The sequence below is a fragment of the Nonomuraea sp. NPDC049625 genome, from assembly GCF_040675285.1.
Taxonomy (GTDB): domain Bacteria; phylum Actinomycetota; class Actinomycetes; order Streptosporangiales; family Streptosporangiaceae; genus Nonomuraea; species Nonomuraea angiospora_A.
This window is the reverse complement of record NZ_JBFAOQ010000007.1, coordinates 545936-563807: the sequence shown is the minus strand read 5'-3', so window position 1 is coordinate 563807 and position 17872 is coordinate 545936. Positions and strand designations below refer to the sequence as shown.

At 71.3% G+C, this 17872-nt stretch carries 18 protein-coding genes; 6 read left to right on the top strand and 12 right to left on the bottom strand.

Translation table 11 applies throughout. The annotated features are described in order from the left end of the window. Positions 1 to 81 precede the first annotated feature (81 nt). A complete protein-coding gene (locus tag AB0J87_RS31675; RefSeq protein WP_363970954.1) occupies positions 82 to 1218 on the top strand; it encodes an Mrp/NBP35 family ATP-binding protein in 1137 nt (378 codons plus the stop codon). Positions 1219 to 1634: 416 nt separating this feature from the next. Here the strand turns inward: AB0J87_RS31675 and AB0J87_RS31670 are convergent, their stop codons facing one another. From AB0J87_RS31670 to sigE, 4 genes are all read right to left on the bottom strand, one after another. Beyond that, positions 1635 to 2003: a sec-independent translocase gene (locus AB0J87_RS31670; RefSeq protein ID WP_350725486.1), complete on the bottom strand. Its 369-nt coding sequence runs from the start codon at positions 2001 to 2003 to the stop codon at positions 1635 to 1637. Positions 2004 to 2448: 445 nt separating this feature from the next. Beyond that, the gene (locus AB0J87_RS31665; protein WP_363970951.1) at positions 2449 to 4218 is read right to left on the bottom strand and encodes a trypsin-like peptidase domain-containing protein; all 1770 of its coding nucleotides are present in this window, start codon (positions 4216 to 4218) and stop codon (positions 2449 to 2451) included. 179 nt (positions 4219 to 4397) lie between these two features. Then, the gene (locus tag AB0J87_RS31660; protein ID WP_357733431.1) at positions 4398 to 4922 is read right to left on the bottom strand and encodes an anti-sigma factor; all 525 of its coding nucleotides are present in this window, start codon (positions 4920 to 4922) and stop codon (positions 4398 to 4400) included. Then, entirely contained in the window at positions 4922 to 5554 is a 633-nt protein-coding gene (gene sigE, locus AB0J87_RS31655) for an RNA polymerase sigma factor SigE (protein ID WP_350725491.1), read from the bottom strand. The genes AB0J87_RS31660 and sigE overlap by 1 nt, the downstream gene beginning before the upstream one ends. 172 nt (positions 5555 to 5726) lie before the next feature. Here sigE and AB0J87_RS31650 point away from each other — a divergent pair, with 172 nt between their 5' ends. Next, the gene (locus AB0J87_RS31650; RefSeq protein ID WP_363970948.1) at positions 5727 to 6365 is read left to right on the top strand and encodes an O-methyltransferase; all 639 of its coding nucleotides are present in this window, start codon (positions 5727 to 5729) and stop codon (positions 6363 to 6365) included. An 84-nt stretch (positions 6366 to 6449) separates the two neighbouring features. On the opposite strand, the gene AB0J87_RS31645 is transcribed toward AB0J87_RS31650, so the two are convergent. Together AB0J87_RS31645 and AB0J87_RS31640 are read right to left on the bottom strand one after the other, a co-directional pair. Next, a complete protein-coding gene (locus tag AB0J87_RS31645; RefSeq protein WP_363970946.1) occupies positions 6450 to 7853 on the bottom strand; it encodes a leucyl aminopeptidase in 1404 nt (467 codons plus the stop codon). 78 nt (positions 7854 to 7931) lie between these two features. Continuing rightward, positions 7932 to 8099 (bottom strand): DUF3117 domain-containing protein, encoded by a 168-nt coding sequence (locus tag AB0J87_RS31640; protein ID WP_020545024.1) that lies wholly within the window; start codon positions 8097 to 8099, stop codon positions 7932 to 7934. 160 nt (positions 8100 to 8259) lie between these two features. Here AB0J87_RS31640 and AB0J87_RS31635 point away from each other — a divergent pair, with 160 nt between their 5' ends. From AB0J87_RS31635 to AB0J87_RS31625, 3 genes are read left to right on the top strand one after another with little or no spacing between them, the layout of a single operon-like run. After that, positions 8260 to 9057: a PaaX family transcriptional regulator C-terminal domain-containing protein gene (locus tag AB0J87_RS31635; protein WP_355197185.1), complete on the top strand. Its 798-nt coding sequence runs from the start codon at positions 8260 to 8262 to the stop codon at positions 9055 to 9057. Next, the gene (locus AB0J87_RS31630; RefSeq protein WP_363970944.1) at positions 9054 to 9830 is read left to right on the top strand and encodes an enoyl-CoA hydratase-related protein; all 777 of its coding nucleotides are present in this window, start codon (positions 9054 to 9056) and stop codon (positions 9828 to 9830) included. The genes AB0J87_RS31635 and AB0J87_RS31630 overlap by 4 nt, the downstream gene beginning before the upstream one ends. Further along, positions 9827 to 12136 (top strand): polysaccharide lyase 8 family protein, encoded by a 2310-nt coding sequence (locus tag AB0J87_RS31625; RefSeq protein WP_363970942.1) that lies wholly within the window; start codon positions 9827 to 9829, stop codon positions 12134 to 12136. Before AB0J87_RS31630 ends, AB0J87_RS31625 begins: the two co-directional genes overlap by 4 nt. Here AB0J87_RS31625 and AB0J87_RS31620 read toward each other — a convergent pair. The 6 genes from AB0J87_RS31620 to AB0J87_RS31595 form a co-directional block, all read right to left on the bottom strand. Then, a complete protein-coding gene (locus AB0J87_RS31620) occupies positions 12096 to 12617 on the bottom strand; it encodes a DNA-3-methyladenine glycosylase I (RefSeq protein ID WP_363971095.1) in 522 nt (173 codons plus the stop codon). The genes AB0J87_RS31625 and AB0J87_RS31620 overlap by 41 nt on opposite strands. Positions 12618 to 12646: 29 nt before the next feature. Further along, positions 12647 to 13441: a hypothetical protein gene (locus AB0J87_RS31615; protein WP_363970940.1), complete on the bottom strand. Its 795-nt coding sequence runs from the start codon at positions 13439 to 13441 to the stop codon at positions 12647 to 12649. Positions 13442 to 13523: 82 nt separating this feature from the next. Continuing rightward, the gene (locus tag AB0J87_RS31610) at positions 13524 to 14108 is read right to left on the bottom strand and encodes a TIGR00730 family Rossman fold protein (RefSeq protein WP_350725504.1); all 585 of its coding nucleotides are present in this window, start codon (positions 14106 to 14108) and stop codon (positions 13524 to 13526) included. An 11-nt stretch (positions 14109 to 14119) separates the two neighbouring features. Then, entirely contained in the window at positions 14120 to 14917 is a 798-nt protein-coding gene (locus tag AB0J87_RS31605; RefSeq protein ID WP_363970938.1) for a TIGR00730 family Rossman fold protein, read from the bottom strand. 201 nt (positions 14918 to 15118) lie between these two features. Next, positions 15119 to 16174 carry a succinyl-diaminopimelate desuccinylase gene (gene dapE, locus AB0J87_RS31600; protein ID WP_363970936.1) on the bottom strand — a complete coding sequence of 352 codons (1056 nt, stop codon included), beginning with the start codon at positions 16172 to 16174 and terminating at the stop codon, positions 15119 to 15121. Further along, the gene (locus AB0J87_RS31595; RefSeq protein WP_319709156.1) at positions 16174 to 17007 is read right to left on the bottom strand and encodes a 2,3,4,5-tetrahydropyridine-2,6-dicarboxylate N-succinyltransferase; all 834 of its coding nucleotides are present in this window, start codon (positions 17005 to 17007) and stop codon (positions 16174 to 16176) included. The genes dapE and AB0J87_RS31595 overlap by 1 nt, the downstream gene beginning before the upstream one ends. A gap of 38 nt (positions 17008 to 17045) precedes the next feature. On the opposite strand from AB0J87_RS31595, the gene AB0J87_RS31590 reads away from it, so the two are divergent. Next, complete coding sequence (locus AB0J87_RS31590) at positions 17046 to 17867, top strand: hypothetical protein (protein WP_363970934.1); 822 nt, start codon at positions 17046 to 17048, stop codon at positions 17865 to 17867. Positions 17868 to 17872 lie beyond the last annotated feature (5 nt).

Sequence of the window (17872 nt, the reverse complement as noted above, 5' to 3'; positions counted from 1 at the left end):
GGGGCATCCTCACTGGCGTCCTGCGCCTGTCACACATATACCGACTAAGGAGGGACGGCACTCCCTCGTGCCGAGACTTCGATGGCACCTACCCAGGAACAGGTGACGGCGGCTCTCGCCAACGTCATCGACCCCGAGATCCGTCGCCCGATCACGGACCTCGACATGGTCAAGAGCATCGATATCGCTCCCGACGGCGTGGTGCGCGTGGGCATCTTCCTCACCGTGGCGGGCTGTCCGCTGAAGGACACCATCCGCCGCGACGTCACCAACGCCGTCGCCAAGCTCGACGGCGTGGCGGGCGTCCAGATCGAGCTTGATGTCATGAGCACCGAGCAACGCAAGCAGCTGCAGACCAAGCTGCGGGGCAACCGGGGGCCGGAGAAGGAGATCCCGTTCAACCAGCCGGGCTCGCTGACCCGCGTGTTCGCGGTGGCCAGCGGCAAGGGCGGGGTCGGCAAATCGTCCGTGACGGTCAACCTGGCCGCTGCGATGGCCTCCAGCGGCATGAAGGTCGGCATCGTCGACGCCGACATCTACGGCCACAGCATCCCGCGCATGCTGGGTGCCGCCGAGCGGCCTACCAAGGTCGAAGACATGATCATGCCGCCGGTGGCCCACGACATCAAGGTCATCTCGGTCGGGATGTTCAAGCCGGAGGGCAACACGCCGGTGGTCTGGCGCGGGCCGATGCTCGACCGGGCGCTCCACCAGTTCCTGGCCGACGTCTACTGGGGCGACCTCGACGTCCTCCTCCTCGACCTGCCCCCGGGCACGGGCGACATCGCGATCTCGGTGGCGCAGCGGCTGCCCACGGCGGAGATCCTGGTCGTGACGACGCCGCAGATGGCCGCCGCCGAGGTGGCCGAGCGGGCGGGCTCGATCGCCGCGCAGACGCACCAGCAGATCGCCGGCGTCATCGAGAACATGGCCTGGCTGCCGTGCCCCCACTGCGACGAGCGCATCGCCGTGTTCGGGGAGGGCGGCGGCCAGACGGTCGCCGACGCGCTCACCCGCACGCTGGGCGCCCGCGTCCCGCTCCTGGGCCAGGTCCCGATCGACCTCCGGCTCCGCGAGGGCGGCGACGAGGGCAAGCCGCTGGTCCTGACGGAGCCCGACGCACCGGCGGCGGCCGAACTCCGCAATATCGCCTCCACCCTCAGCAAGCGCTCCACCAGCCTCAAGGGCCTCCAACTCGGCCTCTCCCCCAACCGCTGATTTTCGGCGCTTGCCTGATTTCCGGCGCCCGTCCTCCGGGCGGGCGCCGTTCTCAGTCCCCTTGGGGTCCTTCACGGCTACGCACGGCGAGCATCCACGCCGTCCTCAGTGCCCGTTCTTCGGGTCCTTTACGGCTGCGCACGGTGGGCGCCACCCACCGACCCGGGTGACCGGCCTTCCAGGGGAACGCTCACCGGCTTCCCCGGCGCGCCGCCGCAACGGGCAGGCGTGACCGGCTGGGTGGTCAACAGCGTTGACCAGGCGCGCCCGAACGGGCGTGGAGGACCCTCAGAGGGCCATATGAGCGCTTGTGGGCGACGATGGTCCAGGAGGACGGGTGGCGGGTTGTTTGAGCCCCCGTGTGCCGTCCGGGAGGCGGCGGGCCGTATGGACGGCGACGAGCCTTCCCTGGCCCGTCAGGTGGCCTCTGAGTCGTAAGGGGGAATCTCCCCGTAGCCGAGCTCGTCCACCGGCTCGGGCGAGTACGGAGCCGTCGTGGCGGGCTCCAGCTCCCGAGGCCGGTTGTTGTCGTTCCAGTCGTCCTCGAGGTCGTCGAGCAGGTGCTTGCGGACGAAGTTCCTCGGGTTGAGGTCGGCGGGGTCGAAATTGGCGAACTCCGGGCCCAGCCCGGAACGCAGGTCGTCACGCGCGTTGTTCGCCATCCGGCGCAGGTTGCGCAGCGTCTTGCCGGCCTGAGATGCGGCCTGAGGCAGCTTGTCGGGACCGAAGACGAGCAGCGCGATGACGATCAGCGCTCCGATCTCCATCCACCCGAGTCCGAACACCGTGAGCTCCTACCGCAGTCCAATCACTCCGAGGACAACCCCGGCCTATCCACAGACTAAGGGCTCCCGGGCGTAGGTCGGTCGTCCCCCCTCGGTCATATCACCGACTTTCCCCACATACACCCCTTCGGCCCTGGTCAACGCGTCTACCACCCAGCCGGTCGCACCGTCCGTTACGGCGGCGCGGCCGGGAAGCTGGTAAGCGTCTCCCTGGAGGGCCGGTCACCCGGGTCGGCGGGTGGTGCCTGCCGTGCGCAGCCGTAAAAACTCGAAGGACGGAAACCAAAGGCGGCGCGGGTCGTCCCCACCGTGCGCGGCCTTCAAAAACCGAAGGACGGACACCAAACTGCCCGCGCCGCGATGAAGAACCCGAAGGACGGACGCCGAACCGCCCGCGCCGCTGTGAAGAAGCGCACAGGGCCGCCGACAAGGACGGCCGGGCGGATCAGGACGGCGTCGGGGTGGGCTCGTCGTCGGCGACCACGGTGAGGGTGGCGGTGCGTTCCTGGCCGGCGCGCTGGTACTTGATGGTGATCTTGGCGCCCGGCGCCTTGCTGCGGATCAGGGCGATCAGCTCGTTCCCGTCCTGCAGCGTCAGCCCGTCGATCTCCAGGATGACGTCGCCCGCCTTCAGCCCGGCCTTGTCCGCCGGCCCGTTGACGTCCACCGGCTGGCGGCCGCCGCTGGGAGCCGACGCGATCTTCACGCCCTGGCCCTTGTAGTCCTTGTCCAGGACAACGCCGATCCTGGGCCGCTTGGCCTTGCCGGTGGTGATCAGCTCTTCGGCCACGCGCCGCGTCTGGTTGACGGGGATCGCGAAGCCCAGGCCGATACTGCCGCTCTGGCTGTTCACCGAGCGGCCGAGGGTGGCGATGGCCGAGTTCACGCCGACGACCTCGCCCTTGCCGTTCACCAGCGGGCCGCCCGAGTTGCCCGGGTTGATGGCGGCGTCCGTCTGGATGGCGCTGATGTAGGCGGGCTCCTCCGTGCCGGAGCCCGTCTCGTCGCCGGCGATGACCGGGCGGTTGAGCGAGCTGACGATGCCCGTCGTCACCGTGCCCGTGAGGCCCAGCGGGGAGCCGATCGCGATGACCGGGTCGCCGACCACGACCTGGTCGGAGTTGCCGAGGGTGATCTCCGGCGTCCCGAACGTGTCCTCGGGCTTGATCACGGCCAGGTCCGAGCCGGGGTCGCGGCCCACGATCTTGCCCGGGGTGGTCTTGCGGTTGTTGAACATGATCCGGATCTCGCCGCCCTTGGCGGCCAGCGCGACGACGTGGTTGTTGGTCACCACGTAGCCGTTCTTGATCAGGAAGCCGGACCCGGTCGCGCCCTCGGTGGTGGTGCCGGCCTCGATCGAGACCACGCTGGGCAGCACCCGCGCGGCCACGCCCGCCACCGATCCGGGCTCCCGGTTGGCGGCGCCGCCGGTCGGCAGGGGGCCGAGGCTGTAGCCGGGGTCGTTGCCGTCACTCGGCTTGGTGAGCAGGTAGGTGCCGACGCTGCCGAGCAGCGAGGCCACCAGAGCGATGGCCACGGCGGTCGAGACGAGCAGGACCGTGCTCGGCCCGCGCCTGCCCCCCGAGGAGCCCGCGTCCGCGCCGGGAGGCGGCGGCGCCCAGCCCGCGCCCAGGGGAAGCGCCTGACGGGGCGGTGGCGGCGGAGTGTTGGCGCCGGTGGGACCGGACGGGGAAGGGCCGCCGAACAGCGGGCTCTCGTAGGCACGCGTCCCGTTGTCCGGCCCGCCGCCATACGTCGGACCGCTCCCGTAGGAAGGACCGCTCCCGTAGGACGGAGCGCTCCCATACGAGGGGCCGCTCCCGTAGGAGGGGCCGGTGCTCTCGTAGGAAGGGCTTCCGAACGTGGAGCCGCTCTCGTAGGAAGGGCTTCCGAACGCGGAGCCGCTGTCGTAGGAGGCGCTGAACGACGGGCCGCTGCCCTCGTGACTGTACGAAGGGCTCTCGTAGGAGTTCGGGGAGCCGAACGAGGGACTGGTGAACGTGGGAGCGCCGGAGGTCGGGCCACCGTACGGGGGGACACCCGAAGAGGGGCGACCCGACGGGTCGCCCCAAGAGGTGCCGAACGAGGCCGGCGGCTCAGGCAACCGGCCGGCCTGGTCAGGCGAGTCGTCCGCGGGCAGGAAGTCCGGCCGCCCCTGTGGTTCGGGGTAGTCCGACGGCGTGCGTCCTTCGGTGGGGCGCGTCTCGTCGGTCATCTAAGTCTCACCACTCCTTGGCTCGGCCACCGCAATCCTCGCTCTTGCGGCATACGAGGGTCATAAAGCATTTGTCAGGAATCGCTTGTGACAAATCCCGAACCCAGATCGTATGCCCAGCGCGCTGCCAAGTACGCCAAGTCCAAGTCTCCCAGGCATAGCCGGAGGTCAACCCCAGGTCAAGGAGTGGCCGTCGAGGGCGCGCCCGCCGGCGAGGTGCGCGGCTGCTGGAACAGCTCCACCGGCGGCGCCGGGTTGTTCTGTCCGACGCCGGTGGCCGCGAAGAAGGTGCCGAGCGCGACGGCCGCGGAGACCACCCCTACGGCCACGTAGGCCGAACGCCGCCTACCGCCGCGACCAGGGCCCGAGGCCCCACCAGTGGCGTCCCTCCGCGGGCGGTTGTCCAGCGGAGCGATGGTGTGCGGCCCAGGGATGGGCACCCCGCCGAAGGTGCGGGACGGAAAAGGGCGCTCCCTCGGCGGCAGGGGGCCGCCCGGCTCCGCCATCCGGAGCAGGGACATCGTCAGATCGGCCGGCATCGCCGGCCCCTCCAGGGAGCGCAGGCGCGACTTCAGCGCCCGTACCGACTCGACCTCTTGCCGACAGTCGGCACAGAAGGTCAGATGAGCCAGCGCGCGCTCGCGCTCGGTGTGGTTGAGCTCGCCGTCCACGAGCGCGGACACGCGTTCTCCAAGATGAGCCATCAGAATTCCTCCCCACGGATCACGGTCGGGGGGAGTTGAGAATTACGGGGGGCTCGATGATCGAGTGCCTCCCGCAACTGCGCCCGGCCACGGTGAATACGGCTTCGGACCGTACCCAGCTTGACGCCGAGCGTGGCCGCGATCTCCTCGTAAGAAAGGCCCTCGATGTCACACAGCACGATCGCGGCCCGGAACTCGGGGGCGAGCGCGTCGAGGGCGGCCTGGATGTCGGGCTCCAGGTGGGCGTCGTCGAACGCCTGCGCCGGGGACGGCTCACGGCCACGCAGCCGCTCGGCGGCGTCGTCGGCCAGCCCCTCGAACCTGATGCGCTGCTTGCGCCGCGCCATGTCGAGGAACAGGTTCGTCGTGATCCGGTGCAGCCACCCCTCGAACGTGCCCGGGGTGTAGCTCGACAGCGACCTGAAGACGCGGACGAAGACCTCCTGGGTGAGGTCTTCCGCGTCGTGGACATTGCCGGTCAGCCGGTATGCCAGCCGATACACGCGTGCGGAGTGAGTCCGCACCACTTCCTCCCATGTGGGAGGTGTCCAATCAGACGACACGGGAGCATCCGCCTGGTGGTCGCTTTCGTCCACCAGAACTCCTCTCTTTGGGACCACCGCTACCGCCATAGTGCCTGGTTTCGTCCCTTCGTGCGCACTGCCTGCCTTCCGGACCGGCAAAGCCCGTTTAAACCTGCAACGCCTTAGGTCCCTCCTGAGTTCCCGTCCTGGCGTGTCTCCCCTAGGCTGCGATCGGTGCCAATCACGTGGACCAATCGCACGAAAGCGGGGGAGGCGGCCGATGACCAACCCGGTGGAGGCCACTCTGGCCTATGCGGAGCAGTTCCATCAGGAAGATGAGCTCCTGCACACGGCGCGACAGCGCGGGCTGGAGATGGGGGCCACACCCATCCTTCCCGGCGGCGGGGCGGCACTGTGCTTCCTCGCCACCGCCGTCAACGCCAAATCCGTCGTCGAGATCGGCACGGGCTGCGGCGTCTCGGGGCTGTGGCTGCTGCGCGGCATGCGTACGGACGGGACGCTCACGAGCGTGGACGTCGAGCCCGAGCACCAGCGGCTGGCCAGACAGGCGTTCGCGGAGGCGGGCTTCTCCGGCGGGCGGGTGCGGCTCATCTCGGGCCGGGCGCTCGACGTGCTGCCGCGGCTGTCGGACGGCGGCTACGACATGGTGTTCGCCGACGGCGCGAGGCAGGAGTACGCCGACTACCTCGCCGAGGCGGTCCGCCTGCTGCGCGTGGGCGGCATCGTGGCCTTCGGCAACATGCTGTGGCACAACCGGGTGGCCGACCCCGCGCAACGCGACACCGACACGGTGGCGCTGCGCGAGGTGGGCAAGCTGGTGCAGTCGGACGACCGCCTGCGCTCGGTGCTCATACCGCTGGGCGACGGCCTGCTGGCCGCCATCAAGATCGCCGACTAGCCGCAGGCGAGCCACTCGGGCGGAGCGCCGCCTGCGCGAGCCGGCCGGCCCCGGTGGGCCGCCCAGCCGCGAGCGAGCCGGCTGCTAGACGCGGGTGAGCCACTCCAGCAGGAGGCGGACGCCGAATCCCGTGGCGCCCTTGGTCAGCGTGCCCTCGTCCACCGTGCTGCGCCCGACGCCGGCGATGTCGAGGTGCGCCCACGGCCGCCGTCCCGCGAACTCCCGCAGGAACAGCGCCGCCGTGATCGACCCGGCCCCGAACCTGGACCCGGCCTCGACGTTGGCCAGGTCGGCGATCGACGACTCCAGCGCGGGCGTGTAGTCCTCGATCAGCGGCATCCGCCACAGCCGGTCGTCGCTCACCTGCCCGGCGTCCAGGAGCCCCTTGGCCAGAGCGTCGTCGGAGGCGTAGACGGCGCCGACGTTGCGGCCGAGCGCCACCGTGATCGCCCCGGTGAGGGTGGCGATGTCCACGACCTCGTCGGGGTCGAGGACGGCGTCGGCGTAGGCGAGGGCGTCGGCCAGCACCAGCCGGCCCTCGGCGTCGGTGTTGAGCACCTCGACCGTGCGCCCGCCGTAATGCTTGATCACGTCGCTGGGCCGCTGCGCCGTGCCCGAGGGCATGTTCTCGGCGGAGGCGATCAGCCCGGTGACCCGTACGGGAGCGCCCAGCTCGGCCAGCGCGCCGAGCACGGCGATCACCACCGCGCCGCCCGCCATGTCGGTCTTCTGGGTCTTCATGTTCTCGTTGGGCTTGAGCGACAGCCCGCCCGAGTCGAACGTGATCCCCTTGCCCACCAGCACCACGTGCCGGTCGGTGGGCTCGGCGGGGGTGTAGGAGAGCTGGATGAGGCGGGGCGGGCTGGCCGAGCCCCTGCCGACCGCGAGGATGCCGCCGAACCCGTCGGCCTGCAGCTGCTCCTCGTCCCAGATCCGCGCGGGCACCCCGACCTCGGCGGCCCGCTCGGCCAGCCACGCGGGGTTCTTGACGGAGGAAGGCGTGTTGGCCAGGTCGCGGGCGAGCGCCACCGCCTGCGCCACGACCTGCGCGCGCCGCACCTGCGCCGCGTCCGCGCCCGCGAGGGCCAGCGCCCGCACCGGCTTCTTGCCCCCGTTGCCGATCTTGAACGAGTACGCCGCGAGCAGCGCCGCCTCGGCGAACGCCGCCACGTCGCCGTCGGGCGCGACCACGGTCAGCGTGTCCCTGCCCCTGGCTCTGCGGGCGAGCGCGGCGCCGGCCTTGCGCAGGGCCCGCGGCGAGCCGTCGCCCACTCCGTAGAGCAGGACGCGGCCGACACCGCCGCCCCTGGCCACGGGAACCTCGACGATCTCCCCCGCCTCCCCCTTGGCCTCGTAGTGGGCCAGCAGGTCGGACACCGGCAGGTGCAGCTCGACCTCGGGGCTGAGGGTGGAGTCAAAGGGAACGGCCAGCAGCTCGGCTCCGTCGGGAACCTGGGCGACCACCGACGCAGTGGTCTCAATCGGCACGGATTCTCTCCTCGAACGTCAGCGACCCTGGCGCCGGATTACGCCAGGGTCGTGGAAAAGGTGGTCTCTCGGGAGCTCTCAGCCGACGACGTTCTTCAACGCCTCGCCGAGCGCCTTCGCCTCGTCGGCGGAAATCTCCACGACGAGCCGGCCGCCACCCTCCAGGGGGACCCGCATGACAATGCCGCGCCCTTCCTTGGTGACCTCGAGCGGACCATCGCCGGTCCGCGGCTTCATCGCCGCCATGCGTGCATCCCTTCCTGCCTTGGGCTCCCGCGGCCCGCGATTTCCGACCGCCCGTGAGGGGTGGTCGGCGCATTCACGTCTTCTGTGATGTCCTATTCTCCCGCATCGAGAGCGCTCATGGGTAACGATCTCCTCCCAGAATGCGTTGTCGAGCCGTGCGATGGCGTCCAAACTGGACTTCGTGCACGCTCGCGCCGCTCTGTTCGATCTCTATGGAGACCACCTGCGCTCGCGCGGTGGACAGGCGTCCGTCGCCTCGCTCGTAAGGCTCATGAAACCCCTGGAAATAGCCCCTCCCGCCGTCCGCACCGCTGTGTCACGAATGGTGCGCCAAGGGTGGCTGCGGCCGGTGAAACTGCCGCAGGGAGCCGGCTACGGGCTGACCCCGAAATGCGGCCGGCGCCTGGACGAGGCCGCGCTCAGAATTTACCGAGCCGGGACGCTGACCTGGCACGGCCGGTGGCACGTGATCGTCTTCGCGCCGGTGAAGGAGCGGCCGCGCAGGGAGCGGCTCAGGGCCGACCTGGCCTTCCTCGGGTACGCGTCCTTGTCCGAGACGACGTGGATCGGTCCACGATCCTCGATCGAGCTGGACAACCTGCTCGACGGCGAGGGGGTGCGGGCCGACAGGTTCGACTCGGCGCTGGAGGGCGACCCGCGGGAGCTGGTGGCCAGGGCGTGGGATCTGACCGCCATCGGCGAGGCGTACGAGCACTGGCTCGCCGAGGCTGTCACGCTGATCAGCACGCTGCCCGAGAGAGCACCGGCGGACCAGGTGTTCGCCACCCGGAGCAGGCTCGTGCACGGCTGGCGCAACTTCCTGTTCCGCGACCCGGGCCTGCCGCCGGAGCTGCTGCCCGCGGGCTGGCCGGGCGAGAAGGCCAGGGCGTACTTCGAGCAGGAGGCCGCCCGGCTGCTGCCCGCGGCCGCCGCGTTCGTCGAGAGGGAGTTACTTTGATCCGCTATGACGTGGCCGACACGGTCGCCACCATCACGCTCGACCGCCCCGACGCCATGAACTCGCTGACCGCCGAGACCAAGGACGCGCTCCTCGACGCGCTGCGCCGCGCGGCGGGCGACGCCGCGATCAGGGCCGTGCTGCTGACCGGCTCGGGCCGGGCCTTCTGCGCGGGCCAGGATCTTCGCGAGCACGCCGGCAACCTGGAGGCGGGCCGCGGCCTGGCCGACACGGTCCGCGTCCACTACAACCCGATCGTGGAGCTGATCACCACCATGGCCAAGCCGGTGGTGGCCGCGGTCAACGGCGTCGCCGCGGGCGCGGGCGCGTCCCTGGCCTTCGCCTGCGACCTGCGGGTGGCCTCGGAGAAGGCGAAGTTCGCGCTGGCATTCGCCGGCATCGGCCTGGTGCCCGACTCGGGCGCCTCCTGGACGCTGCAGCGCCTGGTCGGCCGGGGCCGCGCGGCCGAGCTGCTGCTGCTCGGCGAGCCGCTCGACGCGGCCCGCGCGCTGGAGCTGGGCCTGGTCACGCGCGTGGTGCCCGCCGACGACGTCCTGAAGACCGCCCACGAGCTGGCCGTACGCCTCGCGCACGGCCCGACCCTCGCCTACGCCGCCACCAAGCGGGCGCTGGCCTACGCCGCGACCCACTCGCTGCCCGACTCGCTCGCCATGGAGGCCGACCTCCAGGACGAATGCGCCGCCACCCTGGATCACCTGAACGCCACCCGCGCCTTCCTCGCCAAGGAACGCCCGACGTTCCGCGCCGAGTGACGTCCGCACCGGACCCGGCCGCGCAGAAGGCCGCCGCCCGAGGCCTGCCCACGGCCGCGCAGGAGGCCGCCGCCGGAGGCGTGCCCGCGTTCGACGTTCTCCGCGCGGGCGCGCTCGGCCTGCTCACCGGCGGCGGGATCGACGTCTCCGATCCTGTCTACGCCGGACCGCTGGCCAGGCTGAGCGGGGCCGCCGGCGGCCTGCTGGCCTCGATGGCGCCCGGAACGCTCTGGCCGGACCTGCCGCCGGCCGGCGGCCCCGGCAACGTCACGGGCAGCTACGGCCGCCTTCGGCGCATCGCCACGGCCTGGGCCACGCCCGGCACCGCGCAGCACGGCGACGACGCCGTCGCGGCCCGGGTGGTGGACGCGCTCGACATGCTCCACGAGCGCCACTACAACGAGCGGCTCCCCGAGACGGGCAACTGGTGGTTCTGGGAGATCGGCACGCCCGCCCACCTGACCCGGTTGTGCGTGCTGCTCGGCGACCGGCTCGACGGCGCCAGGCTCGACGCCTACCTGGCGGCCGTGGACCGGTTCTGCCCGGACGCCGACCGCCGGGCCGGCAACCCGCAGGCGGGCGAGAGCGGCGCCAACCGGGCCGACAAAGCCTCCATCGTCGCCTTCCGCGGCATCGCGGGACGCAGCGCGGACAAGCTGGCGCTGGCCCGCGACGGCCTGTCGGACGTGCGCGACGGCGGGCTCAGGAGCGTCTTCCGCCACGTCGAGTCCGGCGACGGCTTCTACCGCGACGGGTCGTTCATCCAGCACGAGTGCGTCGCCTACACCGGCTCCTACGGCCTGTCGCTGATCATCGCGGTCGCCGAGGCGCTCGCGCTCCTGGACGGTTCGCCGTGGCAGGTCCGCGATCCGGGCCTGCCCGTGGTCCTGGACGCGGTCGAGCGGTCGTGCGCGCCGTTCGTCCATGACGGGCTGCTGATGGACACGGTCAGGGGGCGGGCGGCCACGCGGCAGGCGTTCTCCGACGCCGTGGCCGGCCATGGCCTGATCGGCGCCGTCCTGCTGCTGGCCCAGAGCGCGCCGGAGCCGTACGCCGGCCGCTTCCGGGAGCTGGCCAAGGGGTGGATCGAGCGTGGCAAGGCCCTCCCCTACCTGGAGCACGCGGACGTGCCGGAGACCCGGCGGGCGGTCGCGGTGCTGCGCGACGTGAACGTCGAGGCCGCTCCCGGGCCCGTCGGGCACTTCGTGTTCCCCTCGATGGACCGGATCGTGCACCGGCGGCCCACTTGGTCGTTCGCGCTCAGCCTCTCGTCGCGCCGGATCGCCGCGTACGAGGCGATCAACGGCGAGAACCTGCACGGCTGGTACACCGGCGACGGCATGACCTACCTCTACACGAGCGACCTGGGCCAGTTCGGCGAGGGCTTCTGGCCGACGGTGGACCCGTACCGGCTGCCCGGGACCACCGTCGACGACCGCGAGCGCGCGAACCTCTCCTTCCGCGCCCACTGCCCGCCCGGCGCGTGGGCCGGCGGCGCGGTGCTCGACGGCCGGTACGGGGCCGCCGTCATGGAGCTGACGAGCGAGGGCGCGAGCCTGCGGGCGCGCAAGTCGTGGTTCTTCCTCGACGCGGCCGTGGTGGCGCTCGGCAGCGGCATCACCGGCTCGGACGGGCGCGGCGTGGTGACCGTGGTGGAGAACCGGGCCACGGACGCGCGACCGCACGTCGGCGACGGCTGGGCGCACCTGCCCGGTGTCGCGGGCTACGTGCTGGACGGCGCTCAGTGCGCCGTGGAGACGCGTACGGGCAAGTGGTGCGACATCAACGCGGGCGACGACACCGGCGGCGCGGTCGAGCCCGTCACGCGGCGTTACGCGAGCCTCTGGATCGACCACGGCATCGACCCCGTGAACGCCTCCTACGCGTACACGGTGCTGCCGGGCGCGGCGCGCGAGCAGACCCGCAGGTACCGCGGGCGGCGTCCCGTGCGGGTGGCCGCCAACACCGCCGAGCTGCAGGCCGTGCGGGCGCGGGGGCTGCTCGCGGCCGTGTTCTGGACGGCCGGGACCCTCGGGGAGATCGCGGTGGACGCGCCGTGCGTGGTGATCGTGCGGCGCGCCGGCGGGCGGGTGGCCGTGGCGGTGGCCGACCCGAGCCGGACGGTGGACGTCGTGACGATCACGTTCGACCACCCGCTGGGCGGGCTCATCAGGGCCGACGACACCGTCACGGCACGGGCCGGGGAGAGGACCGCCGTGACCGTCGAGCTCGGCGGGTCACTCGGCGCGACCCACACCTTCGAGCTCAGCGCGAACGGGCCACGCAGCCCTCGATGTGATCGTTGACCAGGCCGATGGCCTGCATCAACGCGTAGGCCGTGGTCGGGCCGACGAACCTGAAGCCGTGCTTCTTCAGCTCCTTGGCCAGCGCCTTGGAGCCGGGCGTGGTGGCGGGCACGTCGGCCATGCTCTTCGGCATGGGGGCCTCCGGGTCGGCGTAGCGCCACACCAGGTCCGACAGGCCCTCGGAAAGGTCCATGGCGGCCCTGGCGTTGCCGACCACGGCCTCGATCTTGGCCCGGTTGCGCACGATGCCCTCGTCGCCGAGCAGGCGCTCCACGTCCTGCTCGGTGTACGCGGCCACCTTGGCGATCGAGAACCGGTCGAAGGCCGCGCGGAAGTTCTCCCGCTTGCGCAGGATCGTCAGCCACGACAGGCCCGACTGGAACGCCTCCAGGGCCACGCGCTCGAAGACCGCGTCGTCGCCCGTGAGCGGGCGGCCCCACTCGTCGTCGTGGTAGGCGATGTAGGCCGCGTTGCCCGCCATGCCCGTCCAGGAGCACCGGATCAGCTCGGTCACGGGCGCCCGTCCCCGTCCTTGGCCAGTGGCGCGGCCTGCGTGGCCTCCGCGCCGTCCTTGGACTCGTCCACCGGCTCGGAGACCACGTCGTCCTCGGCGGCTTCGACGGTCTCGTCGAGCTTCTCGTCCGGCTTCTCGTCGACGGAGGGCTCCACAACGGCGGCGGCCTCCTCGGCCGCTGCGGTCTCGGCCGCTGTGCTTTCGGCCGCTGTGCTTTGGGCCGCTGGGGCCTCGCCGTCGGGAGACTCCGCCTGGGCCTGCTCGTCCGGAGCGGCCACCGGGGCCGGCTCGCCGTCGCCCGGCGGGATCCGCCACTCCGGGTCCTCCGGCGCCCGCCGCAGGTCCGGCGTGCTGTCCCAGGACACCGTGGCGCCGCTCACCTCCACGGGATCGCCGGACTCCGGCAGCTCGCGCGCCACCGCCGGGGCTTCTGGGGCGTGGTCGGTACGCAGCCCCGCCCCCGGCGCGGCGTAGATCTCCTGGCGCGCGTGCAACCGGCTCGACAGCAGCTCGGAGACCCGCTGCTCCAGCACCGCGATCCGCGTGTCACGCGCGCTGATCGCGTTGGCAGCCCTGCGCAGGGTCTCGTCGACGCTCGCCGTGTGATAGCCGACCAGATTGACCGGAAGTTGGAGCGCCATGAAGTCGACCGCCGTCAACTGTCCGGGCTCGGGCAGGTCGAGAGGCGGCACATCCGGCGGGAACTCGGTCAGCTCACCGCCCCTACCGAGGGAGACCAAGACCACACACGCCAAGATGGCGATGGCGGCGATGGCGAGAATGACCAGCACATTGGCATCGTACTCACACCATCGGGGCATGAGGTCCCGCACTTGCCGCAGTCCGTGCGTCTCCGGGCGGTGAGCGCGCCGGTCAGCCGACCGCCTCGCCGAGTTCGGCGACGCTGGGCCGGACCGGTTGCGGACGCGCCTCCAGGTGGGCGAACGCCTCCTCCACCGTGGAGGTCCACGAGATCGCGTCGAAGACGTCGGGCCGGGTGAAGCCCTCGTCGTACAGGTGGTTCATCAGCTGCTTGAGCGGGTCGTACAGACCCCAGGGGTCGAGGATCACCAGGGGCCGGTCGTGGATGCCGAGCACCCGCGCGGTCCAGATCTCGAAGAGCTCCTCCAGCGTGCCGATGCCGCCGGGCAGCACGAGGAACGCGTCGGAGCGGGCGTCCATGATCCCCTTGCGCTCGCGCATGTCGGTGGTGACGATCAGCTCGTCCGACTCCTCATCCGCCACCTCGACGTCCACCAGCACCTGCGGGATCACGCCGATCGTGCGGCCGCCGCCCGCCCGGACGGCCGAGCCGACCGCGCCCATGCAGGAGACCGTGGCGCCGCCGCTCACCAGGGTGTGACCCCGCTTGGCGAGCTCGGCGCCCACGTGTCCGGCCAGATCGATGTACTTCTTGTCGATGTTCAGGCTGGAGGCGCAGTAGACGCAGATATTCACATCCAGGAAGCCTACTGGGGCTCGGCGTACTGGGCCGCGGCGGCTTCCAGCTCCTCTTCGCGCTGCCTGGAGCGGGCCAGGTCGGCGTCCACGATGATGCGCACGGCCTCGTCCACGTCGTCGGTGAGGGTGATCAGGTCGAGGTCCGGGGCGGCGATCTTGCCGGTGCCGAGCAGGGTGCTCTTGATCCAGTCGAGCAGCCCGCCCCAGAACTCCGAGCCCATCAGGACCACGGGGAAGGAGGTGACCTTGTGGGTCTGCACCAGCGTCAGCGCCTCGAACAGCTCGTCCAGCGTGCCGAACCCGCCGGGCAGGGCGATGAAGCCGCACGAGTACTTGACGAACATCGTCTTGCGCACGAAGAAGTAGCGGAACTCGATGCCGAGGTCGACATAGTCGTTCATGCTCTGCTCGAACGGGAGCTCGATGCCGAGCCCGACCGACATCGCGCCGTCCACCTCGCTCGCGCCCCGGTTGGCCGCCTCCATGACGCCCGGGCCGCCGCCCGTGATCACCGCGTAGCCCGCCTCGGCCAGCGCCTGGCCGAGCGCGCGGCCCTGCCGGTAGTCGGGCGCCCCCTCCGCGGTACGCGCCGAGCCGAAGACCGTGACCGCCGGCGGCAGCTCGGCGAGCTGGCCGAACCCCTCCACGAACTCGGCCTGGATCCGCAGCACCCGCCACGGGTCCATGTGGACCCAGTCAGAGGACCCCTGGCGGGCGAGCAGGCGCTGGTCGTGCGTGGAGCTGGGCACCAGGCGGCCGCGTACGACCGCCTGGCCCTGACGGCGTTCAGGACGTGACTGTTCCATGCTGGTCACGCTAGCCCTCTTCGGGCGAGATGGGCGTCCTGAGCGCGAACACCGCAGGTCAGACCGGTGAACCCAGGCTCCAAAAAAACTTGGAAAAACCAGGGAACCGTATTTCGACCCCCCTGCGTCTAACTGCACGAGGGTGCTGCTCGGGACTGAAAGTGGTCTTCCCCGCCAAATGGCCGGCGAGGAAGGCCACTTTCATTTTGTGAGCCAGTTGAGCATGGCCCGCTCGCTCTCGACGATCTTCGACAGCGACACGTACTCGCCCTGCTGGTGCGCCAGGTTCGGATCCCCGGGACCGTAGTTCACGGCGGGCACCCCCAGCGCGGAGAAGCGGGCGACGTCCGTCCAGCCCAGCTTGGCGCGCGGCGTGCCGCCGACCGCCTCGGCGAAGGCCGCCGCCACCGGGTGCGTCAGCCCCGGCCTGGCCCCGGGCGCGGCGTCGACGAAGCTCACCTCGAACCCGTCGAAGACCTCGCGTACGTGCTCCTGCGCCTGCTCGATCGTCAGATCGGGAGCGAACCGGTAGTTGACGGACACCACGCACAGGTCGGGGATGACGTTGCCCGCGACCCCGCCCCGGACGCCGACCGCGTTCAGGCCCTCGTGGTATTCGAGGCCGTCGACCACCGGCAGCCGCGCCTCGTACGCGTTCAGCCTGGCGAGGACCGGCTCGATCCCGTGAATGGCGTTGACCCCGAACCACGACCTGGCGCTGTGGGCCCGCTTGCCCCTGACGGTGACCTCGGCGCGCAGCGTGCCCTGGCAGCCGCCCTCGATCGTCCCGTCGGTCGGCTCCATGAGCACCGCGAAGTCGGCCGCCAGCCAGTCGGGGTGGTCCCTGGCCACGCGGTTGAGGCCGTTGCGCTCGGCCTCGACCTCCTCGCAGTCGTAGAAGACGTACGTGACGTCCTTGTCGGGAGCGGGGACGGTGGCCGCCAGCTTGAGCGCGACCGCCACGCCGGCCTTCATGTCGGACGTGCCGCACCCGTAGAGGAGGTCGCCCTCCACCCGGCTGGGCAGGTTGCCGGCGATGGGGACGGTGTCGAGGTGCCCGGCGATCAGCACCCGCTCGGACCGGCCCAGCTCGGTGCGGGCCACGACCGTCTCGCCCGACCGGTCGATCTTGAGATGCGGCAGCGCGGACAGCGCCCGCTCGACCGCGTCGGCCAGCGCCCGCTCGTCGCCGCTCACCGACTCGATGTCCACGATCGCCGCGGTCAGCGTGCGTACGTCCTGCGTGAGATCAAGCATCAGGTGTTCACTCCGTGTTCGCGCAGCACGTCGTTGAGCGCCGCCTTGTCGTGTCGCTGCCCCGGCTCCAGGCGCTTGAGCACCAGCACGCACGGCAGGCCGAACGTGCCGCCGGGGAACTCCTTCTGCCGGGTGCCGCCGACGGCCACGCACCACGCGGGGACGTGGCCGCGGGCCAGCTCCTCGCCGGTCTGCACGTCGATCACCGGGATCGAGCCGGACAGGATCGTCCCGGCGCCGACGACCGCGCCCTCGCCGACCCGGGCGCCCTCGACGATCATCGAGCGGCTGCCGATCAGCGCGCCGTCCCCGACGACGACCGGCACGGCGTTGGGCGGCTCCAGCACGCCGCCGATGCCCGCCCCGCCGGACAGGTGGACGTTCTTCCCGATCTGCGCGCACGAGCCGACGGTGGCCCAGGTGTCCACCATGGTCCCCTCGTCCACGTACGCGCCGATGTTCGTGAACGACGGCATCAGCACCACCCCGGGCGCCAGGTACGAGCCCCAGCGGGCGATCGCGCCGGGCACCACGCGCACGCCGTCGAGCGAGCTCTTGAGCGGGACCCGGTCGTGGTGCTGGAAGTCGCCCACCTGCGAGCGCGCCATGCCGAGCACCTTGAAGCTGAGCAGGATGGCCCGTTTGGCGCGTTCGTCCACGACCACCTCGCCACCCTCCAGGCGCGCGGCCCTGGCCTCGCCCCTGTCGAGCAGGTCGACGGCGCCGACGATCAGCCGGCGCGCCTCGGCGTCGGCCGGCGACAGCTCCGCCCGGCGCTCCCACAACTCGTCCACCACCGGGGAAATCGGTGAGGTGGTGCTCACGTCACTCATGGCCACGGAGCTTATCCGCCACGGGTAGGTTCTTCAGGGTGCGCCTGCGCTTCTCCCGTGGAGTCATCACCATCGCGATCATCGTCGTCGTGCTCGCCGTGGGCATCTCCGTGGGGCTCTTCCACCTGCTGAAGAAGACCAAGCCGCTGGCGGTGGCGCCGGAGCCGCACTGCACCGTGCGCACCCCGCTCGGCGAGCGCGAGCTCGACTTCGAGCAGGCCGAGATCTCCGCCACCATCGCGGCCGTCGCGGCCCGCCGCCGGCTGCCCGAGCGGGCCGTCGTGATCGCGTACGCGACGGCGCTGCAGGAATCCAAGGTCTACAACCTCGACTACGGCGACCGTGACTCGGTGGGCGTGTTCCAGCAGCGGGAGTCGCAGGGCTGGGGCACCAAGAAGCAGCTCATGGACCCCGTCTACGCCACGAACAAGTTCTTCGCCGCGCTGGAGAAGGTCAAGAACTACCGCAAGATCCCGGTGGCCGAAGCGGCCCAGGAGGTGCAGCGCTCGGCGGGCGGCTACGCGTACGCGCAGCACGAGACGGAGGCCAAACTGCTCGCCGCCGCCTTCACCGGGCGTGTCCCGCGCGCCGTCCACTGCTGGTACCCACCGGCCAAGAAGACCCCGGCGCCGCAGCCCCGTACCGCCGAGGCCCGCAAGCAGCTGGCCAGGGCTCTCGGCAGCACGGCCGTCACCTCGGAGCGGCGCGGCTGGCTGATCGCCGCCTGGTCGGTGTCCTTCTCGCAGAAGTACGCGCTGCGCCAGGTCGGGTACGCGGGGGCGACGTGGAAGAACGACGTCAAGCTCGAGAACTGGCAGACCGCCGGCAAGGCCGGCACCACCCAGGTCGAGCTCTCCTGAGCAGG